The 17932-nt window shown below is 47.8% G+C and carries 16 protein-coding genes; 15 read left to right on the top strand and 1 reads right to left on the bottom strand.

What is annotated here, in order from left to right; all coding sequences use genetic code 11:
• The first annotated feature begins 72 nt into the window (after positions 1-72).
• The 7 genes from hrcA (at position 73) to M3M35_RS01755 (ending at position 10424) form a co-directional block, all read left to right on the top strand.
• The gene (hrcA, locus tag M3M35_RS01785) at positions 73-1110 is read left to right on the top strand and encodes a heat-inducible transcriptional repressor HrcA (protein ID WP_252750316.1); all 1038 of its coding nucleotides are present in this window, start codon (positions 73-75) and stop codon (positions 1108-1110) included.
• 12 nt (positions 1111-1122) lie between these two features.
• Positions 1123-1689 carry a nucleotide exchange factor GrpE gene (grpE, locus tag M3M35_RS01780; protein ID WP_252750315.1) on the top strand — a complete coding sequence of 189 codons (567 nt, stop codon included), beginning with the start codon at positions 1123-1125 and terminating at the stop codon, positions 1687-1689.
• 24 nt (positions 1690-1713) lie between these two features.
• A complete protein-coding gene (gene dnaK / locus M3M35_RS01775; RefSeq protein WP_252750314.1) occupies positions 1714-3561 on the top strand; it encodes a molecular chaperone DnaK in 1848 nt (615 codons plus the stop codon).
• A gap of 130 nt (positions 3562-3691) precedes the next feature.
• Positions 3692-4825, top strand: coding sequence for a molecular chaperone DnaJ (gene dnaJ / locus M3M35_RS01770; RefSeq protein ID WP_252750313.1), 1134 nt, complete (start codon positions 3692-3694; stop codon positions 4823-4825).
• Positions 4826-4938: 113 nt separating this feature from the next.
• Entirely contained in the window at positions 4939-6759 is a 1821-nt protein-coding gene (lepA, locus tag M3M35_RS01765) for a translation elongation factor 4 (protein ID WP_252750669.1), read from the top strand.
• 198 nt (positions 6760-6957) lie between these two features.
• Positions 6958-9483: a DUF5978 domain-containing protein gene (locus M3M35_RS01760; protein ID WP_252750312.1), complete on the top strand. Its 2526-nt coding sequence runs from the start codon at positions 6958-6960 to the stop codon at positions 9481-9483.
• 170 nt (positions 9484-9653) lie between these two features.
• Positions 9654-10424: a (S)-acetoin forming diacetyl reductase gene (locus M3M35_RS01755; protein ID WP_252750311.1), complete on the top strand. Its 771-nt coding sequence runs from the start codon at positions 9654-9656 to the stop codon at positions 10422-10424.
• A gap of 56 nt (positions 10425-10480) precedes the next feature.
• Here the strand turns inward: M3M35_RS01755 and M3M35_RS01750 are convergent, their stop codons facing one another.
• On the bottom strand, positions 10481-10828 hold the full coding sequence (locus tag M3M35_RS01750) for a DUF805 domain-containing protein (protein ID WP_252750310.1): 348 nt from the start codon (positions 10826-10828) through the stop codon (positions 10481-10483).
• A 185-nt stretch (positions 10829-11013) separates the two neighbouring features.
• On the opposite strand from M3M35_RS01750, the gene M3M35_RS01745 reads away from it, so the two are divergent.
• The 8 genes from M3M35_RS01745 (at position 11014) to M3M35_RS01710 (ending at position 17921) form a co-directional block, all read left to right on the top strand.
• Entirely contained in the window at positions 11014-12312 is a 1299-nt protein-coding gene (locus M3M35_RS01745) for a Y-family DNA polymerase (RefSeq protein ID WP_252750309.1), read from the top strand.
• Positions 12305-12631 carry a hypothetical protein gene (locus M3M35_RS01740; protein ID WP_252750308.1) on the top strand — a complete coding sequence of 109 codons (327 nt, stop codon included), beginning with the start codon at positions 12305-12307 and terminating at the stop codon, positions 12629-12631. The genes M3M35_RS01745 and M3M35_RS01740 overlap by 8 nt, the downstream gene beginning before the upstream one ends.
• Positions 12631-12999, top strand: a complete 369-nt coding sequence (locus M3M35_RS01735; protein ID WP_252750307.1) for a hypothetical protein — start codon at positions 12631-12633, stop codon at positions 12997-12999. Before M3M35_RS01740 ends, M3M35_RS01735 begins: the two co-directional genes overlap by 1 nt.
• Before the next feature lie 96 nt (positions 13000-13095).
• On the top strand, positions 13096-13485 hold the full coding sequence (locus M3M35_RS01730) for a VOC family protein (RefSeq protein ID WP_252750306.1): 390 nt from the start codon (positions 13096-13098) through the stop codon (positions 13483-13485).
• Between the two features lie 169 nt (positions 13486-13654).
• Positions 13655-13963, top strand: coding sequence for a hypothetical protein (locus M3M35_RS01725; protein WP_252750305.1), 309 nt, complete (start codon positions 13655-13657; stop codon positions 13961-13963).
• A 52-nt stretch (positions 13964-14015) separates the two neighbouring features.
• A complete protein-coding gene (prmA, locus tag M3M35_RS01720; RefSeq protein WP_252750304.1) occupies positions 14016-14894 on the top strand; it encodes a 50S ribosomal protein L11 methyltransferase in 879 nt (292 codons plus the stop codon).
• 1 nt (position 14895) lies between these two features.
• Positions 14896-15636: a 16S rRNA (uracil(1498)-N(3))-methyltransferase gene (locus M3M35_RS01715; RefSeq protein WP_252750303.1), complete on the top strand. Its 741-nt coding sequence runs from the start codon at positions 14896-14898 to the stop codon at positions 15634-15636.
• Positions 15637-15698: 62 nt separating this feature from the next.
• On the top strand, positions 15699-17921 hold the full coding sequence (locus M3M35_RS01710; protein ID WP_252750302.1) for a RelA/SpoT family protein: 2223 nt from the start codon (positions 15699-15701) through the stop codon (positions 17919-17921).
• The last annotated feature ends 11 nt before the right edge of the window (positions 17922-17932 follow it).

Raw genomic sequence — 17932 nt, 5'->3', positions numbered from 1 at the left:
TGGTTATCCTTGGTACAGTATAAATGTACCTTAGCACTTGGTGATTGAGAGTGCTAAAAAGAGGTGGTGAAGATGCTCACTGAGAGACAAAATCTGATTCTGAAACACATCGTTGACGCATATTCACAAACCGGAGAACCAGTTGGTTCAAAGTATCTAGCCGATCATTTACCGATTAAGGTTAGTTCTGCGACCATTCGCAATGAAATGAGTGTGCTAAGTCACAATCATTTCATTGAACAGGTACACACTTCCTCCGGACGGGTTCCCTCTTATCAAGGTTATCGCTACTACGTTGATCACCTGACGGAACCGATTCCACTAGAAATGAAAGCACGCGACTACATCACGGAAACGTTAGATGATTCGTTTAAACAGATTGATGACATCGTGAAGCAGTCAGCTGATTTGTTATCACAAATTACTGATTACACGGCGCTAACCTTTGCACCGACGTTACAATCCCAGGATGTGGTTGAGTCGTTTCGCCTGACTCAGATTAATCATCAGAACTTTATGGCGATTATGATGATGAAAAGTGGATTAGTGCAGAGTCAACCGTTTCTAACCGAAGAAGCGTTGACGCCAGGTAGTAGTGCGAAAGTGGAAGCCTGGTTAAATCAACACTTACGGAATCAACCGTTGGCAGCGGTTACCCGGAGCTTGGAAAATGAAGTTGCCCATGGCGGGCAGCCTTTGGCGGACTTTACGCAAATTGTAAATGCCTTCATGATGGTTGCTAGTAAGTTACAACATGACCAATTCTTTGTGAGTGGTCGGAGTAATTTATTCCATGGGATGGGGGCAGAAGCCTTTGCTAACTTGAAGCCCCTCTATTCATCTTTGAGTTCTGCCGCTGACTTGGCAACGATTTTACAGCCCAGTGGTCGGGATGTTTCCGTACGCTTGGGCGTTGAATTGCCCAACGATCTATGGCGAAACTATAGCATTATTAGTGGAACTTATGATGCCGGAGAACACGGAACTGGTCGCATTGCGGTAATTGGTCCAACCCGAATGTTTTATCCCCGGGTGATGGGGCTAGTTGATGCGTTTCGTGATGAATTACAAACAAGAATTCGTAGTTATTATCATGACTACGACCAATAAAGGAGGGTTAGCATGGCCAAAGACAAAAAGCAGCCAGCTGCTGAAGCAGCCCAAGCTGACCAATCAACTGCTACTAATCAAGCAGACCAAGCGCAACCGGATGCTTCGAAGACAACCGAAGCTTTACAGGCCGAAGTTGATAAATTACAACAACAGTTGGATGACAGCCAAAATGATTATTTACGGTCCCAAGCAGAGATTCAAAACATGCAAAAACGGAACCAAAAAGAACAAAGTGAGTTGGCTAAGTACGGCTCACAATCACTGGCTAAGGACATTGTCCCCGCTTTGGATGACTTGACCAGAGCACTAAACGTGCAGGTAGATGACGAAAGTGGGCGGCAGTTAAAGACCGGGATTGAAATGGTGGTTAAACACCTGCAAAAGGCGCTCACCGATAATGACATCCATGCGATTGATGAGGTGGGAGTTAAATTTGATCCCGAAGTGCACCAGGCAGTGCAAACCGTTCCAGCTAGCGATGAACATCCAGCTGATACGGTCGTGCAGGTGCTACAAACAGGTTACCGCTTAGCTGATCGAATTATTCGGCCAGCAATGGTAATCGTCGCACAATAAAGAAAAATAAAAGGAGATACAACAATGGCAAGTAATAAAATTATTGGAATTGATTTAGGTACCACTAACTCAGCTGTAGCGGTAATGGAAGGTGGCAAACCTAAAATCATTACGAACCCAGATGGGTCACGGACTACTCCTTCAGTAGTGGCTTTTAAAGACGGGGAAACTCAAGTTGGGGAAGTTGCTAAGCGGCAAGAAATTACAAACCCGAACACGGTTCGTTCCATCAAGAGTCACATGGGTGAACAAGGCTACACAGTTGATATTGATGGCAAGAAATACACACCACAACAAATTTCAGCTATGATTTTGCAATACATTAAGGGCTATGCTGAAGATTACCTTGGTGATACGGTTACTGAAGCTGTTATTACCGTTCCAGCTTACTTTAATGATGCCCAACGGCAAGCAACTAAAGATGCCGGAAAGATTGCCGGATTAGATGTAAAGCGGATCATCAACGAACCGACGGCCGCTTCCTTGGCATATGGTTTGGACAAGCAGGATAAAGATGAAAAGATCCTGGTTTACGATTTAGGGGGCGGAACGTTTGATGTTTCTGTCCTAGAATTAGGGGACGGAGTTTTCCAAGTTCTTTCGACTAATGGTGATACGCACCTTGGTGGAGATGACTTTGACCAACGAATCATTGATTGGTTAGTTGCTAACTTCAAACAAGAACAAGGCGTTGACTTATCCCAAGATAAGATGGCTTTACAACGGTTGAAGGATGCAGCTGAAAAAGCTAAGAAGGAACTTTCTGGGGTTAACCAAACTGAAATTAGCCTGCCGTTCATTGCTTCTAATGACAATGGTCCATTGCACTTGCAAACCACTTTAACGCGGGCTAAGTTCAATGAATTAACTTCTGACTTAGTTGATAAAACGAAGGTTCCATTTGAAAACGCCCTGAAGGATGCTGGCTTAAGTACAAGTGACATCGACGAAGTAATCCTAAACGGTGGTTCAACCCGGATTCCTGCTGTTCAAGAAGCCGTTAAGAACTGGACGGGTAAGAACCCGAACCACTCCATTAACCCTGATGAAGCAGTTGCCTTAGGGGCTGCCATTCAAGGTGGGGTTCTGACTGGAGACGTAAAAGACGTTGTGCTGTTGGATGTTACGCCGCTGTCCCTTGGAATTGAAACGATGGGTGGAGTAATGACGAAGTTGATCGACAAGAACACGACGATTCCAACTTCGAAGTCCCAAACCTTCTCGACCGCTGCTGATAACCAAACAGCTGTAGACATTCACGTGTTGCAAGGTGAACGGCCAATGGCTGCTGATAACAAATCATTAGGTCGGTTCCAATTAACTGATATTCCGGCCGCTCCGCGTGGGGTTCCTCAGATTGAAGTTACCTTTGATATTGACAAAAACGGGATTGTAAACGTTTCTGCTAAGGACAAAGGTACTGGTAAGGAACAAAAGATTACGATTAAGGACTCCAATGGTCTGTCTGATGAAGAAATCGATAAGATGATGAAAGAAGCCCAAGCTAACGAAGAAGCCGACAAGAAGAAGAAAGAAGAAGTTGACTTGAACAACGAAGTTGACCAATTAATCTTCCAAACTGACAAGACTTTGAAGGACGTTGAGGGCAAGGTTTCTGAAGCAGAGATTAAAGAAGTTAAAGATGCTGAAGAAGAATTGAAGAAAGCAAAAGCTGACAACAACCTTGAAGACATGAAAGCGAAGAAGGATGCTTTGAATGAAAAGGTACAAGCAGTTGCAGTTAAACTTTACCAACAACAAGCTCAAGATGGACAAGCTGGCGCTGGCAAAGATGCTGATTCAGCTAAGCAAGGCGATGATCAGACCGTTGACGGTGACTTTCACGAAGTAAACGATGACGATCAAAAATAATTAGCCCGTTTTAAGTTCCTAATCAGTGGGAGCTTGCCTGCCAAATGGGTGGGTAATCAAAAAGCCAAAGCCATTATGAACGCTTTGGCTTTTTGTTTTAGAATGGGGCAATAAAACGAGGAGGATTATAATGGCAGCGAAAAATTATTACGATGTCTTAGGCGTTTCAAAAGATGCGACCGAAAAAGATATCAATCACGCCTATCGCCACCTATCCAAAAAATATCATCCGGATATTAATAAGGAACCAGGAGCTGAAGCCAAGTTTAAAGAGATCACTGAGGCTTATGAAGTTTTAAGTGATAAGCAAAAGCGGGCAAACTACGATCAATATGGTTCCGCAGATGGTCCACAAGGCTTTGGCGGTGGTGCCGGAGGTGGCTTTAATGGCGCTGGCGGTGCTGGATTTGGTGACTTTTCAGATATCTTTAGTGATTTGTTTGGTGGCGGGGGTCGGCGTCGAGCTGATCCAACGGCGCCCCAACAAGGGGAAGACCTGCAGTACCAAATGACGCTGACCTTTGATGAAGCAATCTTTGGAAAGACGACGAAAATTAGTTACCACCGGGAAGCTGAATGTCCGGATTGTCATGGTAATGGAGCTAAACCAGGGACCCAACCAGAAACCTGTCCTGATTGTCACGGTTCTGGCCGGATTGCGCGGACGGTTAACACCCCCATGGGCCAGATGCAAACCCAAACCACTTGTCCTAAGTGTGAGGGAACTGGAAAATTAATTAAGGAAAAATGTCCAAAATGTGGTGGAACTGGGAAGATTGAAGAAAACCACGAGGTTGAAATCAAGGTTCCAGCCGGTGTTGAAGAAGGACAGCAGATGCGCCTGCAGGGCCAAGGGAATGCTGGGATTAATGGTGGCCCCTATGGAGACCTGTTTGTAGTCTTTCGGGTGCTGCCGAGTCAAGGCTTTCAACGTGACGGTTCCACGATTTACTACAACAAGGAAATTTCCTTTGCGGATGCGGCTTTAGGAAATGAAGTGGACGTCAAAACCGTTTATGGTGACGGCAAACTGACGATTCCAGCGGGAACCCAGACCGGGACGGTCTTTAAGCTTAAGGGCAAAGGAGCACCACGATTGCACAGCGATAGCAAGGGTGACGAAATGGTGCGCGTGACCGTTGTGACTCCGAAGAAATTATCGCCAGAACAAAAGTTAGCGATGCAAGCCTTTGCGGAAGCGAGTGGGGAACATCCGATTCCTGAAAAAGGATTTTTTGAAAAGTTAAAGGATAAATTAAAATAACTAGTAGAGCGAGATGGTGGTCTCGCTCTATTTGTTTCTGCGGCGGCCCATTGGTATAATTAAGAAAAAACGAACGAAGTAAGAAAGCGGGAAATAACGTGGATTATAATGCAATGCAAACTGCCCAACGCAAGATTCGTAACTTTGCGATTGTGGCCCATATTGACCATGGGAAGTCGACCCTGGCTGACCGCATTCTAGAGTTAACTGACACGGTATCGAAACGGGAGATGAAGGATCAACTGTTAGATAACATGGACCTGGAACGGGAACGTGGGATTACGATTAAGTTGAATGCGGTTCAACTGAAGTACCATGGTAAAGATGGGGTTGATTATGTCTTCCATCTAATTGATACCCCGGGGCACGTTGACTTTTCGTATGAAGTTTCACGGAGTTTAGCTGCCTGTGAGGGTGCCATTTTGGTTGTGGATGCGACCCAGGGAATTCAGGCACAAACCCTTGCTAATGTTTATCTAGCCCTAGACGACAACCTAGAAATTTTGCCCGTGATTAATAAGGTGGACTTACCGTCCGCCGAACCAGAGCGGGTTAAACAGGAAATTGAAGATGTGATTGGGCTCGATACCAGCGATGCGGTTGAAATTAGTGCGAAGACCGGGCTGAACGTTGACCAATTGTTAGCAGAAATTGTGGCGAAGATTCCGGCGCCAACTGGTGAAATTGAGGCGCCCTTAAAGGGGCTAGTTTTTGACTCCATTTATGATGATTATCGGGGCGTGGTTCTTAGCGTCCGGATTTTTGAGGGAGTCGTCAAAGCCGGGGACCGGATTCGATTGATGAACAGCGGGAGCGAGTACGAAGTGACCGAGGTTGGGGTTAACTCGCCCAAACCACTTCCACGGGATTATCTGATGGCGGGGGATGTTGGTTACTTAACCGCTAGCATTAAGGATATTACGCAAACCCGAGTGGGAGATACCATTACGAAGGTCGATGAACCGGCGGACCAGGCCTTACCCGGGTATCGGGAAATGATTCCGATGGTCTATGCGGGGCTTTATCCAACCGATAACGCGAAGTTTGAAGATTTACGGGAAGCCTTGGAAAAACTGAAATTAAACGATGCGTCCTTGGAATTTGAACCAGAGGTTTCTGAAGCTCTGGGCTTTGGCTTTCGGTGTGGCTTTCTGGGCTTGTTGCACATGGATGTGGTGCAGGAACGCTTGGAACGCGAGTTTAACCTTGATTTAATCACTACGGCGCCGTCGGTTACCTACCACGTAAACCTAAATGGGGGTGGCATGGTTGAGGTGGAAAATCCAGCCGAAATGCCGGATGTTTCCAAGATTAACAACATTGAAGAACCATACGTAAAAGCAACAATTATGGTCCCGAATGACTACGTTGGGGCGGTAATGAAACTTTGTCAGGCACGCCGGGGTGACTTTGTTACCATGGAATACCTTGATGATGCTCGGGTGAACGTCATTTACCAGATGCCCCTGTCAGAAATTATTTTTAACTTTTTCGATAAGTTAAAATCAAGTACAAAGGGTTATGCCTCCCTTGATTATGAAGTAGATGGTTATCAAGTTAGTGACCTAGTGAAGGTCGATATTCTCTTGAATGGGGATCAAGTCGACGCCCTGAGTTTTATTGCACACCGCCAGTTTGCGGAGGACCGGAGTCGCGAGATTGTACGCAAATTAAAGGAAATTATTCCGCGGCAAAACTTTGAGATTCCAGTTCAAGCTGCGATTGGCTCAAAAATCATTGCCCGGACGAACATTAAAGCCTACCGGAAAGATGTGACCTCGCGGATTCACACGGGGGATCCCGACCGGCGGGCTAAGTTGTTAGAGAAGCAGAAACGTGGTAAGAAGCGAATGAAGGCAGTTGGGAAGGTCGAAATCCCCCAAGCAGCCTTTATGACGGTCTTACAGTCTGATACAGAACAAAATGGTGATTAAGCAAAAACCCACTGACTACTTATATTAGTCAGTGGGTTTTTAAGTTAGGCGACTTTCATGGTAATTTGTATTCCGAATTAAACGGACGCAATTAATCTTTATCACATAGTAAATATGAAAGTATGATAATTATTTTTTTGTGGTATACTGAAGTCGTTAATGATTTCTTAATAAGTTTAGTTATTGGAGTTCTGGTTTATGAAGTACAAATGGAAAATTATCTTTAGTGGGTTTGTGGTAACCCAGATGTTAGTAGCATATCCAAAATTGGTGAACGCTGATCCGGTGGCAGACCCGACCGTTAGCGCTGCTACGACTCAGGATCAAATCTCTGATCACATTGTCAATGGATCGTTTGAAGATCCAGTTTTGGCCGCGAACAGTGTCAGCATCGCTTCACAAGATAAGGTCCCGGGATGGTCAACGACCGCTAGCGATCATGACATCGAAATGATGAATGGAACCGGCGGTAAGTACCATAATTTTAAGGCGGCCGTTGGTAATCAGTGGGCGGAAATTAATGCCAATGAAACCGGAGAATTATACCAAGTAGTTAAATCAATCCCCGGAACGATTATGCACTGGAGTCTATACCACGCTGGTCGCGATCAAACTGATACCATGGCTATCAACATCGGAACGTTAGCCAACCATAGTACGGTTAGACAAGTCTCTAGTCCTGATCGAACTTGGACGCGGTATGACGGTTACTATGAGGTTCCGGCGGGGCAAACCGAGACGTACTTCGGGTTTAAGAGTGTCTCCAGTAAAGCACCTTCGTATGGGAACTACATTGATGGGGTGGACTTTAGCGTTTATTCCAAGACTCCATTGCAACCCGTGAATGCTAATAATGGGGAGGTCATTCCTCCTAGTGAAAATAAATTTGATTTTCCACCGGTTAACGGAAATGAAGGGGACCAGATTACAATTGATCCCAATAACCTACCTGATATTTCCGGCTATAATAAACCGAAAGAACCGCTTACGGTGACCGTTCCGGCAGAAGGAACGCCGATTAACGTTCCCTACACGCCCGTTGGTGCTACCGAAACGCCAAGTCAGCCAGTGGATCAAAACGGGAACGTGATTCCGCACACCGGGACCGACTTTCCGAAGTTCCCAGGTCAACCAGGTGATCAGGTGACGATTGATCCGAAGAACCTTCCTGATCTTCCGGGTTACGATAAACCGAAGGAACCGTTTACGGTGACAATCCCAGCGGATGGAACTCCGATCAACATTCCGTACACGCCGACCCCGGAACCAGAAACGCCAAGTCAACCAGTGGACCAGAACGGGAACGTGATTTCGCACAGTGGGACCGATTTTCCACAGTTCCCGGGCAAGCCGGGCGAGCAGGTGACGATTGATCCCAAGAACTTACCTGATCTACCAGGTTATGACAAACCGACGGCCCCGTTTACGGTGACGATTCCGGCAAACGGGACCCCGATTAACATCCCGTACACGCCGACGCCAGAACCAGAAACACCGAGTCAACCAGTGGATCAGAATGGAAACGTGATTCCGCACACCGGGACCGACTTCCCGCAGTTTCCAGGCAAGCCGGGCGAGCAGGTGACGATTGATCCCAAGAATTTACCTGATATTCCTGGGTACGATAAACCGACGGCCCCGTTTACAGCGACAATCCCAGCTGATGGAACTCCCATCAACATTCCGTACACGCCGACGCCAGAACCAGAAACGCCGAGTCAGCCAGTTGATCAGAACGGGAACGTGATTCCGCACAGCGGGACCGATTTTCCGCAGTTTCCGGGCAAGCCAGGTGAGCAGGTGACGATTGATCCGAAGAACCTCCCTGACATTCCGGGTTACGATAAACCGACGGCCCCGTTTACGGTCACAATTCCGGCAAACGGAACTCCAATTGACATTCCGTACACGCCGACGCCAGAACCAGAAACACCGAGTCAACCGGTGGATCAAAACGGGAACGTGATTCCGCACACCGGGACTGATTTTCCGCAGTTTCCAGGCAAACCGGGGGATCGTATCACGATTGATCCGAAGAACCTTCCTGACATTCCGGGTTATGACAAACCGACGGCCCCGTTTACGGTCACGATTCCGGCAAACGGGACGCCGATTGACATTCCGTACACGCCGACGCCGGAACCAGAAACGCCGAGTCAGCCAGTGGACCAGAACGGGAACGTGATTCCGCACACCGGGACCGACTTCCCGCAGTTTCCAGGCAAACCAGGTGAGCAGGTGACGATTGATACCAAGAATCTCCCTGACATTCCTGGTTATGACAAACCAACGGCCCCGTTTACGGTCACGATTCCGGCAAACGGGGCGCCGATTGACATCCCGTATACCCCAACCGCAGAACCGAAAACGCCGAGTCAACCGATCGATCAGAGTGGAGCTGTGATTCCGCATCTAGGCATTAACTTCCCTCAGTTCGCTGGCAAACCAAGGGAGCGCATCACGATTGATCCAAATATCCTGCCTGATATACCTGGGTATGCTAAACCGAAGAGTCCGTTCACGGTGACGATTCCAGCCGCCGGAATGGCGATTAAGTTGCCATACGTGCGGTCGCTCAAACAACCGGCAGTTAACCAGCACCAGCCCAAGGCGAACCAACCAATGATTCCCCAAGTAGGAGCTCACAGCTCGCAGTTGGTAATCATGATTGGCTTAGCGCTACTCTTGATAACGTTGGTAATGCTGTTATTGTTGGGATCTTAACCAAAAAGCGCTTAGTAGTGAAAGCTACGAAGCGCTTTTTTTGCTTAGGTTCGGCTGAGCGAGCAGTGAAAACACGGAGATCATTTTGATTGTGCAGTGATGAACAATTGGGAGTATAATTAAGGAGGATTTGTTAATTAAATTTTTTAGGTTAGAAAGTGGAGTAGAATATGAAAAAAGTTGCCTTAATTACCGGTGCTGGTCAGGGAATTGGTGCCGCCATTGCGAAGCGGTTACATCACGATGGGTTTGCAGTGGCCCTCGTCGGCCGGACGTTAGATAAGGTGGAAGCAGTAGCACATACCATTCAAAATGATCATGGAGACGCCCTGGCAATCCAAGCTGACGTGGCCAACCGGGAAGAAGTTTTCGCAGCCGTCCAAACGACCTATGACCACTTTGGTGATTTGAACGTGATGATTAATAATGCGGGGGTGGCACCCACAACGCCCATTTTAGAGGTCACCCCGGAAGTGCTAGCAGAAGCAGAACGGATTAACGTGGGTGGCACCGTGTGGGGAATTCAAGCGGCGGCGACCATGTTCAAACGGCTCAAGCACGCCGGGAAAATCATTAATGCATCTTCACAGGCTGGGATGACCGGTAATCCGAATCTAACGGTTTACGGTTCCACTAAGTTTGCGATTCGCGGGATTACGGAAACCACGGCGAAGGAGTTAGCCGATGACGGCATTACGGTAAATGCTTTTTGTCCTGGGATTGTCGAAACTCCAATGATGAATGAGATTGCCAAGCAAGTGGCGGAGAAAGCCGGCAAACCATTTGCATGGGGCATGGAACAATTTGCCAAGGACATCGCCTTGAAACGGCTCTCGCAACCAGAAGATGTGGCGGGGTGTGTTTCGTACCTTGCGGGTCCCGATTCTGATTACATGACCGGCCAATCACTCTTGATTGATGGGGGCATGGTCTTTAACTAACGACAATTAAAAAAAGCTGATCCATTTTTGGATCAGCTTTTTTTAATTCGGCATGGTTAGCGCCACCGACTCCGGCGGGTTCCCGGTAAAATTAATAAGATGAGGAGCCATAAAGTTCCGATGACCGGAATGAACTGAATCCAAAACCACCAACCAGAGTGATTGGAATCGTGGAGCCGGCGCATGGTAACGGAAATCTGACCCACCCAGGCTAGGGCAAACAGAATTAGATAAACATCCGAAACTACTTGACCAGAAAGTGTGCCTGCCAGGTTGGCAATTAGCCAGGCCGCGATTAACGCGAATAGGTAGTTAAAAATTAGGGGAATCCAGAACTCAACTAACGTTGCCGTTCCAGAAAAATTAAAGATGTTGTGCCAAAAATTACGATAAGCTTTAAACATGATCATCCTCCTGCAAAATGGGTTTGTAGTTAGTAGGTCTTCGTAATTACGCAATGTCCACACAGGCACTTGCATAACTAACCTCCTTTCATTATATCAGAGTTGGTCAGGGCAAAAATGCGTTTACAAACAAAATTAGACGCAGTACAATAATAACCGAACAAGTGTTCGGGAGGTGTGCGAACGTGGATTATCAAACAGAACCCCACGGGGTTTATCTCTTCATCGATAACAAATCTTTTTACGCTAGTTGTGAATGTGTGGCCCGGGGGTTAAACCCGTTAACCGCGGTTCTCTGCGTTATGTCAGAAACCGCTAGTACGAACGGGGGTTTAATTCTAGCGGCCTCGCCACGGGCGAAGCAGTTATTTGGGTTGCATAACGTGAACCGCCAGTACGAACTCCCCCATGACGAACGCTTAGTGTTAGTGCCACCCCGAATGAACTTTTATCTGCAGCAAAATTTAAAAATCAACCGGATTTTTAGTGAGTTTGCCGCTGAAGCAGACATCTTGCCGTATTCGATTGATGAATCGCTGTTAGACGTTACGCATTCGTGGCGGCTAGCTGGAAAAACGGTGCGTGAGGTTGCCGAACGGATTCAACGGGAAGTACACCGACGCTTAGGACTGTACGTTACGGTTGGGATTGGTGATAATCCGGTCCAGGCCAAGTTAGCGCTTGATTTATATGCGAAACATGATGCTGATTTAATTGGCGAGATTCATTATCAGGATGTGCCGACGAAGATTTGGACCATTCGGGATTTAACCGCGGTGTGGGGAATTGGAACCCGGCAGGCACAGCGACTACACCGCTTGGGTATTAATTCGATGGCGGATTTAGCTGCGGCGAATCCGTATGCATTACAACAAGAACTTGGTATCATCGGCGCCCAGTTATTTGCGACCGCCTGGGGCATTGATCGTAGTGATCTTCACGAACAATATCGGCCCCGACACCGGAGTTATAGTAACGGACAGGTGCTTCCCCGTGATTACTGGCAGGCCGCTGAGTTAGAAGTAGTTTTAAAGGAACTGGCGGAGCAAGTCGCTGCCCGAATTCGCGCTCACCAACTGCAAGCAGGCTCGGTCTCCCTTAGCCTGGGGTTAGCCACTGCAAGCCGGACGGCGGGGGCGCGGGGCCGGTTAGCTAAAACTCGGCGGATTGCTGCTACCGACCAAACGATGGACTTGACGGCGACCGTGTTAGCCCTGTTTCATGAACTCTGGCAGGGGGAGGGGATTCGCCGGATTAACCTGGCGTATGGTGATTTAACCAAGGCAACCGGAATGCAGTTAGAGCTATTAGCCAATAATCAGCAACGGGTGAAACGACAACAAGTAACGCAAGTAACCGATCAAATCCGGCAACGCTTTGGGGTCAACGCCATCTTTCACCCGCACAGCCTGTGTCCAGGTGGGACTGCGCTGCAGCGTGCTGGACTAGTTGGAGGTCACAGTGGAGGAAATAGTTATGAATAACCCATTGATCCAGCATCAGGCTAACCAACTCATTCAGCAAATCGGACGGGAATTCCATCCGCAACACGGGATGCGGTATTTACTGGTGATCGTTAGAGATTCCTATGGCCAGCGCTTTAATTGGTTTTTAAACGTCCAACATCCACATCAAAATCAGCGCTCGTACCCAATTGGGGTGGTACCAACCCTTGATTTACAAACCCTAGAAGCAGTTCAATACTTAGTCCACCGGCGGTATCAATTTACGGTTGTCTATCGCAACTTTAACCAGTTGCGGTGGCCAACGACGGGCCAGTTAATTAGCCGGTCCAGGAGGTAATGGAAATGGATGAACGGCTAGCAGAACAGTTTTTTGCCCATGATTATCATGACCGGGGGATTCAGAAATGGCAGGGTTATTTTTTATCTGATCATACCCAATTATTACACCAACAACACCGCACGGCGGCGCAACAGCAAAGCTGGGCTCAACTGACCCCTTTTGAACCAGCGCAAGTAGTGCAGATGCTTCGGAGTGCCTATCGGCATAACCAAGTGGTCACGATTACCTGGCAACAATCCAACGGCTTTGAAGTTCATTATCAGCAAATCCAGGGGAAAATCACCGGCTGGCAGGCCGGTTGGATTCGGATTGGTCAGCAGGCCCTCCTCCTCGATAACGTACTAACGTGTGACGTAAAAAAGTAGGGGGTGCCCCTTTATTCTTGAAAAAAAGTAGCTTATAATAATGGTGTTCACAGTTTCACATAGTTGACATGAACTAAACCTAAAGGAGAGATTAAAATGGCATTAGATAACTACTTTACCGGAATTCAACACGTTGGAATTCCAGCTACAGACTTAGACGAAACGGTTGCTTTTTACGAAAAATTAGGCTTTGAAAAGGCCGGTGAATTTTTATACCAAGGTAATCGGTGTGCATTTATGAAGTACGGTAACTTATTGATTGAAACGTGGGAAGGTGACGAAACCGCGAAGGTTGATGGAGCCATTAACCACATCTCATTAAACACTACGGATGCCGCTGCTGCTTTACAAGAAGCAAAGCAAATGGATTTAAACTTAATTGACACGGAAATTCAAACTCGGCCTTTCTGGGACAAGGGAATTAAGTTCTTTAACATCTATGGTCCGAACCATGAAAAAATTGAGTTCTGTGAAATTGTAAAATAAGGGAATTCCGGAAAGCAGGCGTAGTCACTACGCCTGCTTTTTTCTGAATTGAGTGAATTGTTTTTAATGATTATTAGATAAATTAAATAAATCTCCTTGCCATTTTCAGATTGCTCCAGTACCATGGATAATAGGTTTAGACGAATTTTGGAAAATGGAGGTGGATAACGTGTTAGCAATGACGAAAAAGTTTTTGCGTGACAATGGTTATCATTACAAAAAGGGTTACATCCGCCCATTAATGACTCCAGAGAGTGTGTACATTTTCCGGTTTGGGAAAGATGAATTGAATAACCGGATTATTTTACGTTATGGACACGGATGGACAGGACGCCAAAAAATTAAGGAAATTGACTTGCGCTTACACAAGCAGAAACATCCGCGGATTTTTAAAACCGAGCGGAGCCTGTTGAAGTATTTGAAGTCACATCTTCCGTATCACGAAGCGAAGCTCCAAAAAGCGAATGAAGAACATTAACAAGTGAAGCATCCTGTTGAGGATGCTTCTTTTTGTCAGAAGGGAAGCACACATGAGTTTAACCAAGGTTCAAGTAACAACCACGAATGAAGCCGTCGCAGCGGTTAGTAATTTGCTAGTTGAGTTAGGTGCTCAGGGGATTCAAATTGAGGATCAATTACCGGGGGACCAAGTGGTCGTGGAGACGTATGTCGATGCAGAGGCCGACGTCCAACCGCTGCTTGGCCACATTCAGCACGCCTTAGCACAGTTTGCCGATTATGGCCTTGATGCGGGAGCCGCAACGGTCACCACGCAACCAGTCGATGATCGCTGGACAACCGAGTGGGAGCAGTATTATCATGCCGAACGGATTACCCGCTATCTAACGGTAGTCCCCAACTGGGAGGATTATCAGCAAAACCAACGTGATCAGCAGCTGATTCGGTTGGATCCCGGGATGGCCTTTGGGACGGGAACGCATCCGACGACTAAACTAGCACTCCAAGCCTTAGAAATGAGCCTGCGTGGTGGGGAAACGCTCTTTGACGTGGGAACTGGATCAGGAGTGCTCAGCATTGGCGCTCGCTTATTAGGCGCCGGCGCCATTCGCGCCTTTGATAATGATCCGGTGGCGGTCGCTTCTGCCCAACAGAATGTGGCTGCCAACCCTGGGATGCAAGACATTGAGGTAGCTACTAATAGTCTCCTTGATGGCATTTTGGGAACGGCGGATGTCATTGTTGCGAACATGTTAGCTGAAGTGCTACATGCCTTGCTCCCACAGGTGCCGAGCCATTTAGCGGAAACGGGACAGCTAATTTTATCGGGAATTTATGCGGATCAATTGGCAGGAATTCTAGCTCAACTGGACTCCTTAAATTTAGACGTTCGGTTAACGCTGGCACACGAGAACTGGCGGGCCTTGGTAGTGGAACGGAAAGGACAATAACGTGCAACATTATTTTAGTGAACGGCCCTTAGCGGTGGGCGAAAAGGTCCCATTATCAGCGGAAATTAAGCAACACTGGTTGCGGGTCTTACGCGCTACCGTAGGAACGCAAGCCGAGTTTGTGGACGATCAGCAGCGGGTCTTTGTGGGCGAACTGATTGATGCACAGCAAGGCATCATTAAAATTGTGGCTGCAACCACGCAGAATGTCGAACTGCCGGTGGCGGTCACCATTGCCTGTGGTTTACCGAAAAGTGGGAAAGCCGAGTTAATTGTGCAGAAGGCCACGGAACTCGGAGCGCAAACCATTATCTTTGTGCCAACTGACTGGTCGGTCGCAAAGTGGGCCCAAAAGGCCACGAAAAAGATTGCCCGTTTACAAAAAATTGCGCGCAGCGCAGCCGAACAGTCCCATCGCAACGTGATTCCGGAAGTTCGGTACTGCGAAAACCTAACGGCGTTACAGACGATGGCAGCGGACGCAGACCAGCGGGTGGTAGCTTATGAAGAATCAGCCAAACAGGGGGAGACCAGTCGGCTAGTGCAACTAGGCACCCAGCTTCACCCTGGCGACCGGTTGGTAGCTCTCTTTGGCCCGGAGGGGGGCCTTCGTCCTGAAGAAGTTAGGGACTTACAAGCCACCGGGTTTCAGGTAGTCGGCTTAGGCCCCCGGATTCTACGCACGGAATCGGCACCGTTGTACTTTTTGAGTGCCATTTCTGTACTTTCCGAACTTAAATGATAAAATATGATTAAAATAACTTAAATCACGAATAATCTGATGATTAAATGGAGGTGACAACGATGGCAAGCCTCAAACAATGGCAACCAGCTGAGGTATTTACTAAGATTCAAAGTGAAATGAACCCTGACGAGGTCGCAATGGTTAAGCGGGCGTACCAAGTTGCTCGGCACGCGCATGGATCAAAGCAACGGGCTTCTGGAGAAAGTTACATTGATCACTCGACGAACGTGGCTGGGATTTTAGCGGACCTCAATATGGATGCTGTGGCCATTACCGCCGGTTTTTTGCACGATGTGGTTGAGGATAGTGACATGCAATTGACTGACGTTCGTGAGCAGTTTGGTGCTGACGTGGCCCTGATTGTCGACGGGGTTACTAAAATCAGTAAGATTAAATACAACTCGAGTCGGGAAGCACTGGCGGAAAACTATCGGAAGTTACTGCTCGTGATGTGCAAGGATATCCGCGTGATGATTGTGAAACTTGCAGACCGAATGGATAACATGGATACGCTGGGCGACCTGCCCGCCGACTTTCAAGTGCGGTTTGCCAAAGAAACCCTTGATGTTTATGCGCCCATCGCAGATCGCCTGGGGATGGGAACCGTAAAGTGGGAACTGCAGGATATGGCGTTACGCTATCTGAATCCCGAGGCCTACTACCAAATTGCGCATTCGATGAAGTCGAAACGAAACGAGCGGGAATCTTACATTCAGGATGCCATTCGCGAAGTGCGCCGGGCCATTGCGGACTATCACATTCCAGCGGAAATTTACGGGCGGCCGAAGCACCTCTATTCCATTTACAAAAAGATGGTCGACAAGCACAAAAAGTTTGAAGAAATTTACGATCTGTCAGCCATTCGAATTATCGTGGACACGGTTAAGGATTGCTATGCCATTTTAGGGGCGGTGCACGCGAAGTGGCCACCCATGCCGGGCCGGTTTAAGGATTACATTGCCATGCCCAAACCGAACCTCTACCAGTCGTTGCATACAACTGTGATTGGACCGGAAGGCAAACCGCTGGAGATTCAAATCCGGACCAAAGAGATGCACCGCATTGCAGAGTATGGGGTTGCAGCCCACTGGGCTTATAAACAAGGCCAAACGGACGCCGTTGCCAATGATGACAATAACGTGCAGTTAAACTGGTTTAAAAAGATTATTGAAATTCAAGAAGAAACCGATAATGCGGCTGACTTTATGGACAGTGTCCAGGGGGAACTGTTTAGTGATCACGTATATGCCTTTACGCCGAACGGTGATGTGTTAGAGCTTCCCCAGGGAGCAGGTCCGCTCGACATGGCCTATGCCATTCACACGCAAGTGGGTCATCGTGCCACGGGGGCCCGCGTAAACGGCAAAATGGTGTCGCTTGATTATCAGATTCAAAACGGGGACATCGTGGAAATCATCACCGCTGCGAACTCAACGGGCCCCGGAAAGAACTGGTTAGATTTGGTACACACTAGTAGTGCCAAGCACAAGATTAATCAGTTTTTCAAAAAGCAAAACCGGGCGGATAACATTAAAGCCGGGACCGAACTTCTCCACAATCAGTTGGAGGAAACGGGGTACGCGCCGAACGAATTACTAACAACCGAAAACCGGGAACGGGTGCTCAACGAACTCCATTACCGGACGGAGGATGACCTGTTAGCCGCCCTTGGCTTTGGAGATATCCACGCGGTGGGAGTGGCTAACCGCTTTACCAGTGAGATTCGGGATGAACGACAAAAGGAACGGGAACTCCAGGCGGAACAAGATCTCCTGGAACACTCTCAGACGTTGTCAACGAAAAAAAGCACGTCCCAACCCCGGGGAAATCGGCCAGCCGATAACGTGGCGGTCGATGGGATTGATAACGTGTTGGTGCGGTTGAGTCACTGTTGTTTGCCCCTCCCCGGCGATGAAATTATTGGTTACATCACCAAGGGACGGGGTATTTCGATTCACCGGGTTAACTGTAATAACTTTAGTAACGCCGAGCCTGGCCGGATTATTGCGGCCCACTGGCGGGAAGTTGAAAATAATCAGGTTAATTACCCGGCTAAGTTACGTTTTGAAGCTGATAACCGCAACGGGGTGTTAAATGATGTCATTAAACGGTTTAATAACAGTCCGGCTCAGTTAACGTCGATTAACGGGCGCGTTCACGATGATACGGGCGTGACCATTGATGCGGTTGTGGACGTCCACAATGTTGCTCAGGTTGAGCAGGTAATGGAAACCGTTAAAATGGTTCCCGGAGTGGCAACCGCCGAACGGGTTTTAAACTAAAGGAGTTAATT

The sequence above is a fragment of the Fructilactobacillus myrtifloralis genome, assembly GCF_024029335.1.
Classification (GTDB): domain Bacteria; phylum Bacillota; class Bacilli; order Lactobacillales; family Lactobacillaceae; genus Fructilactobacillus; species Fructilactobacillus myrtifloralis.
This window is presented reverse-complemented; position numbering and strand designations above follow the sequence as displayed.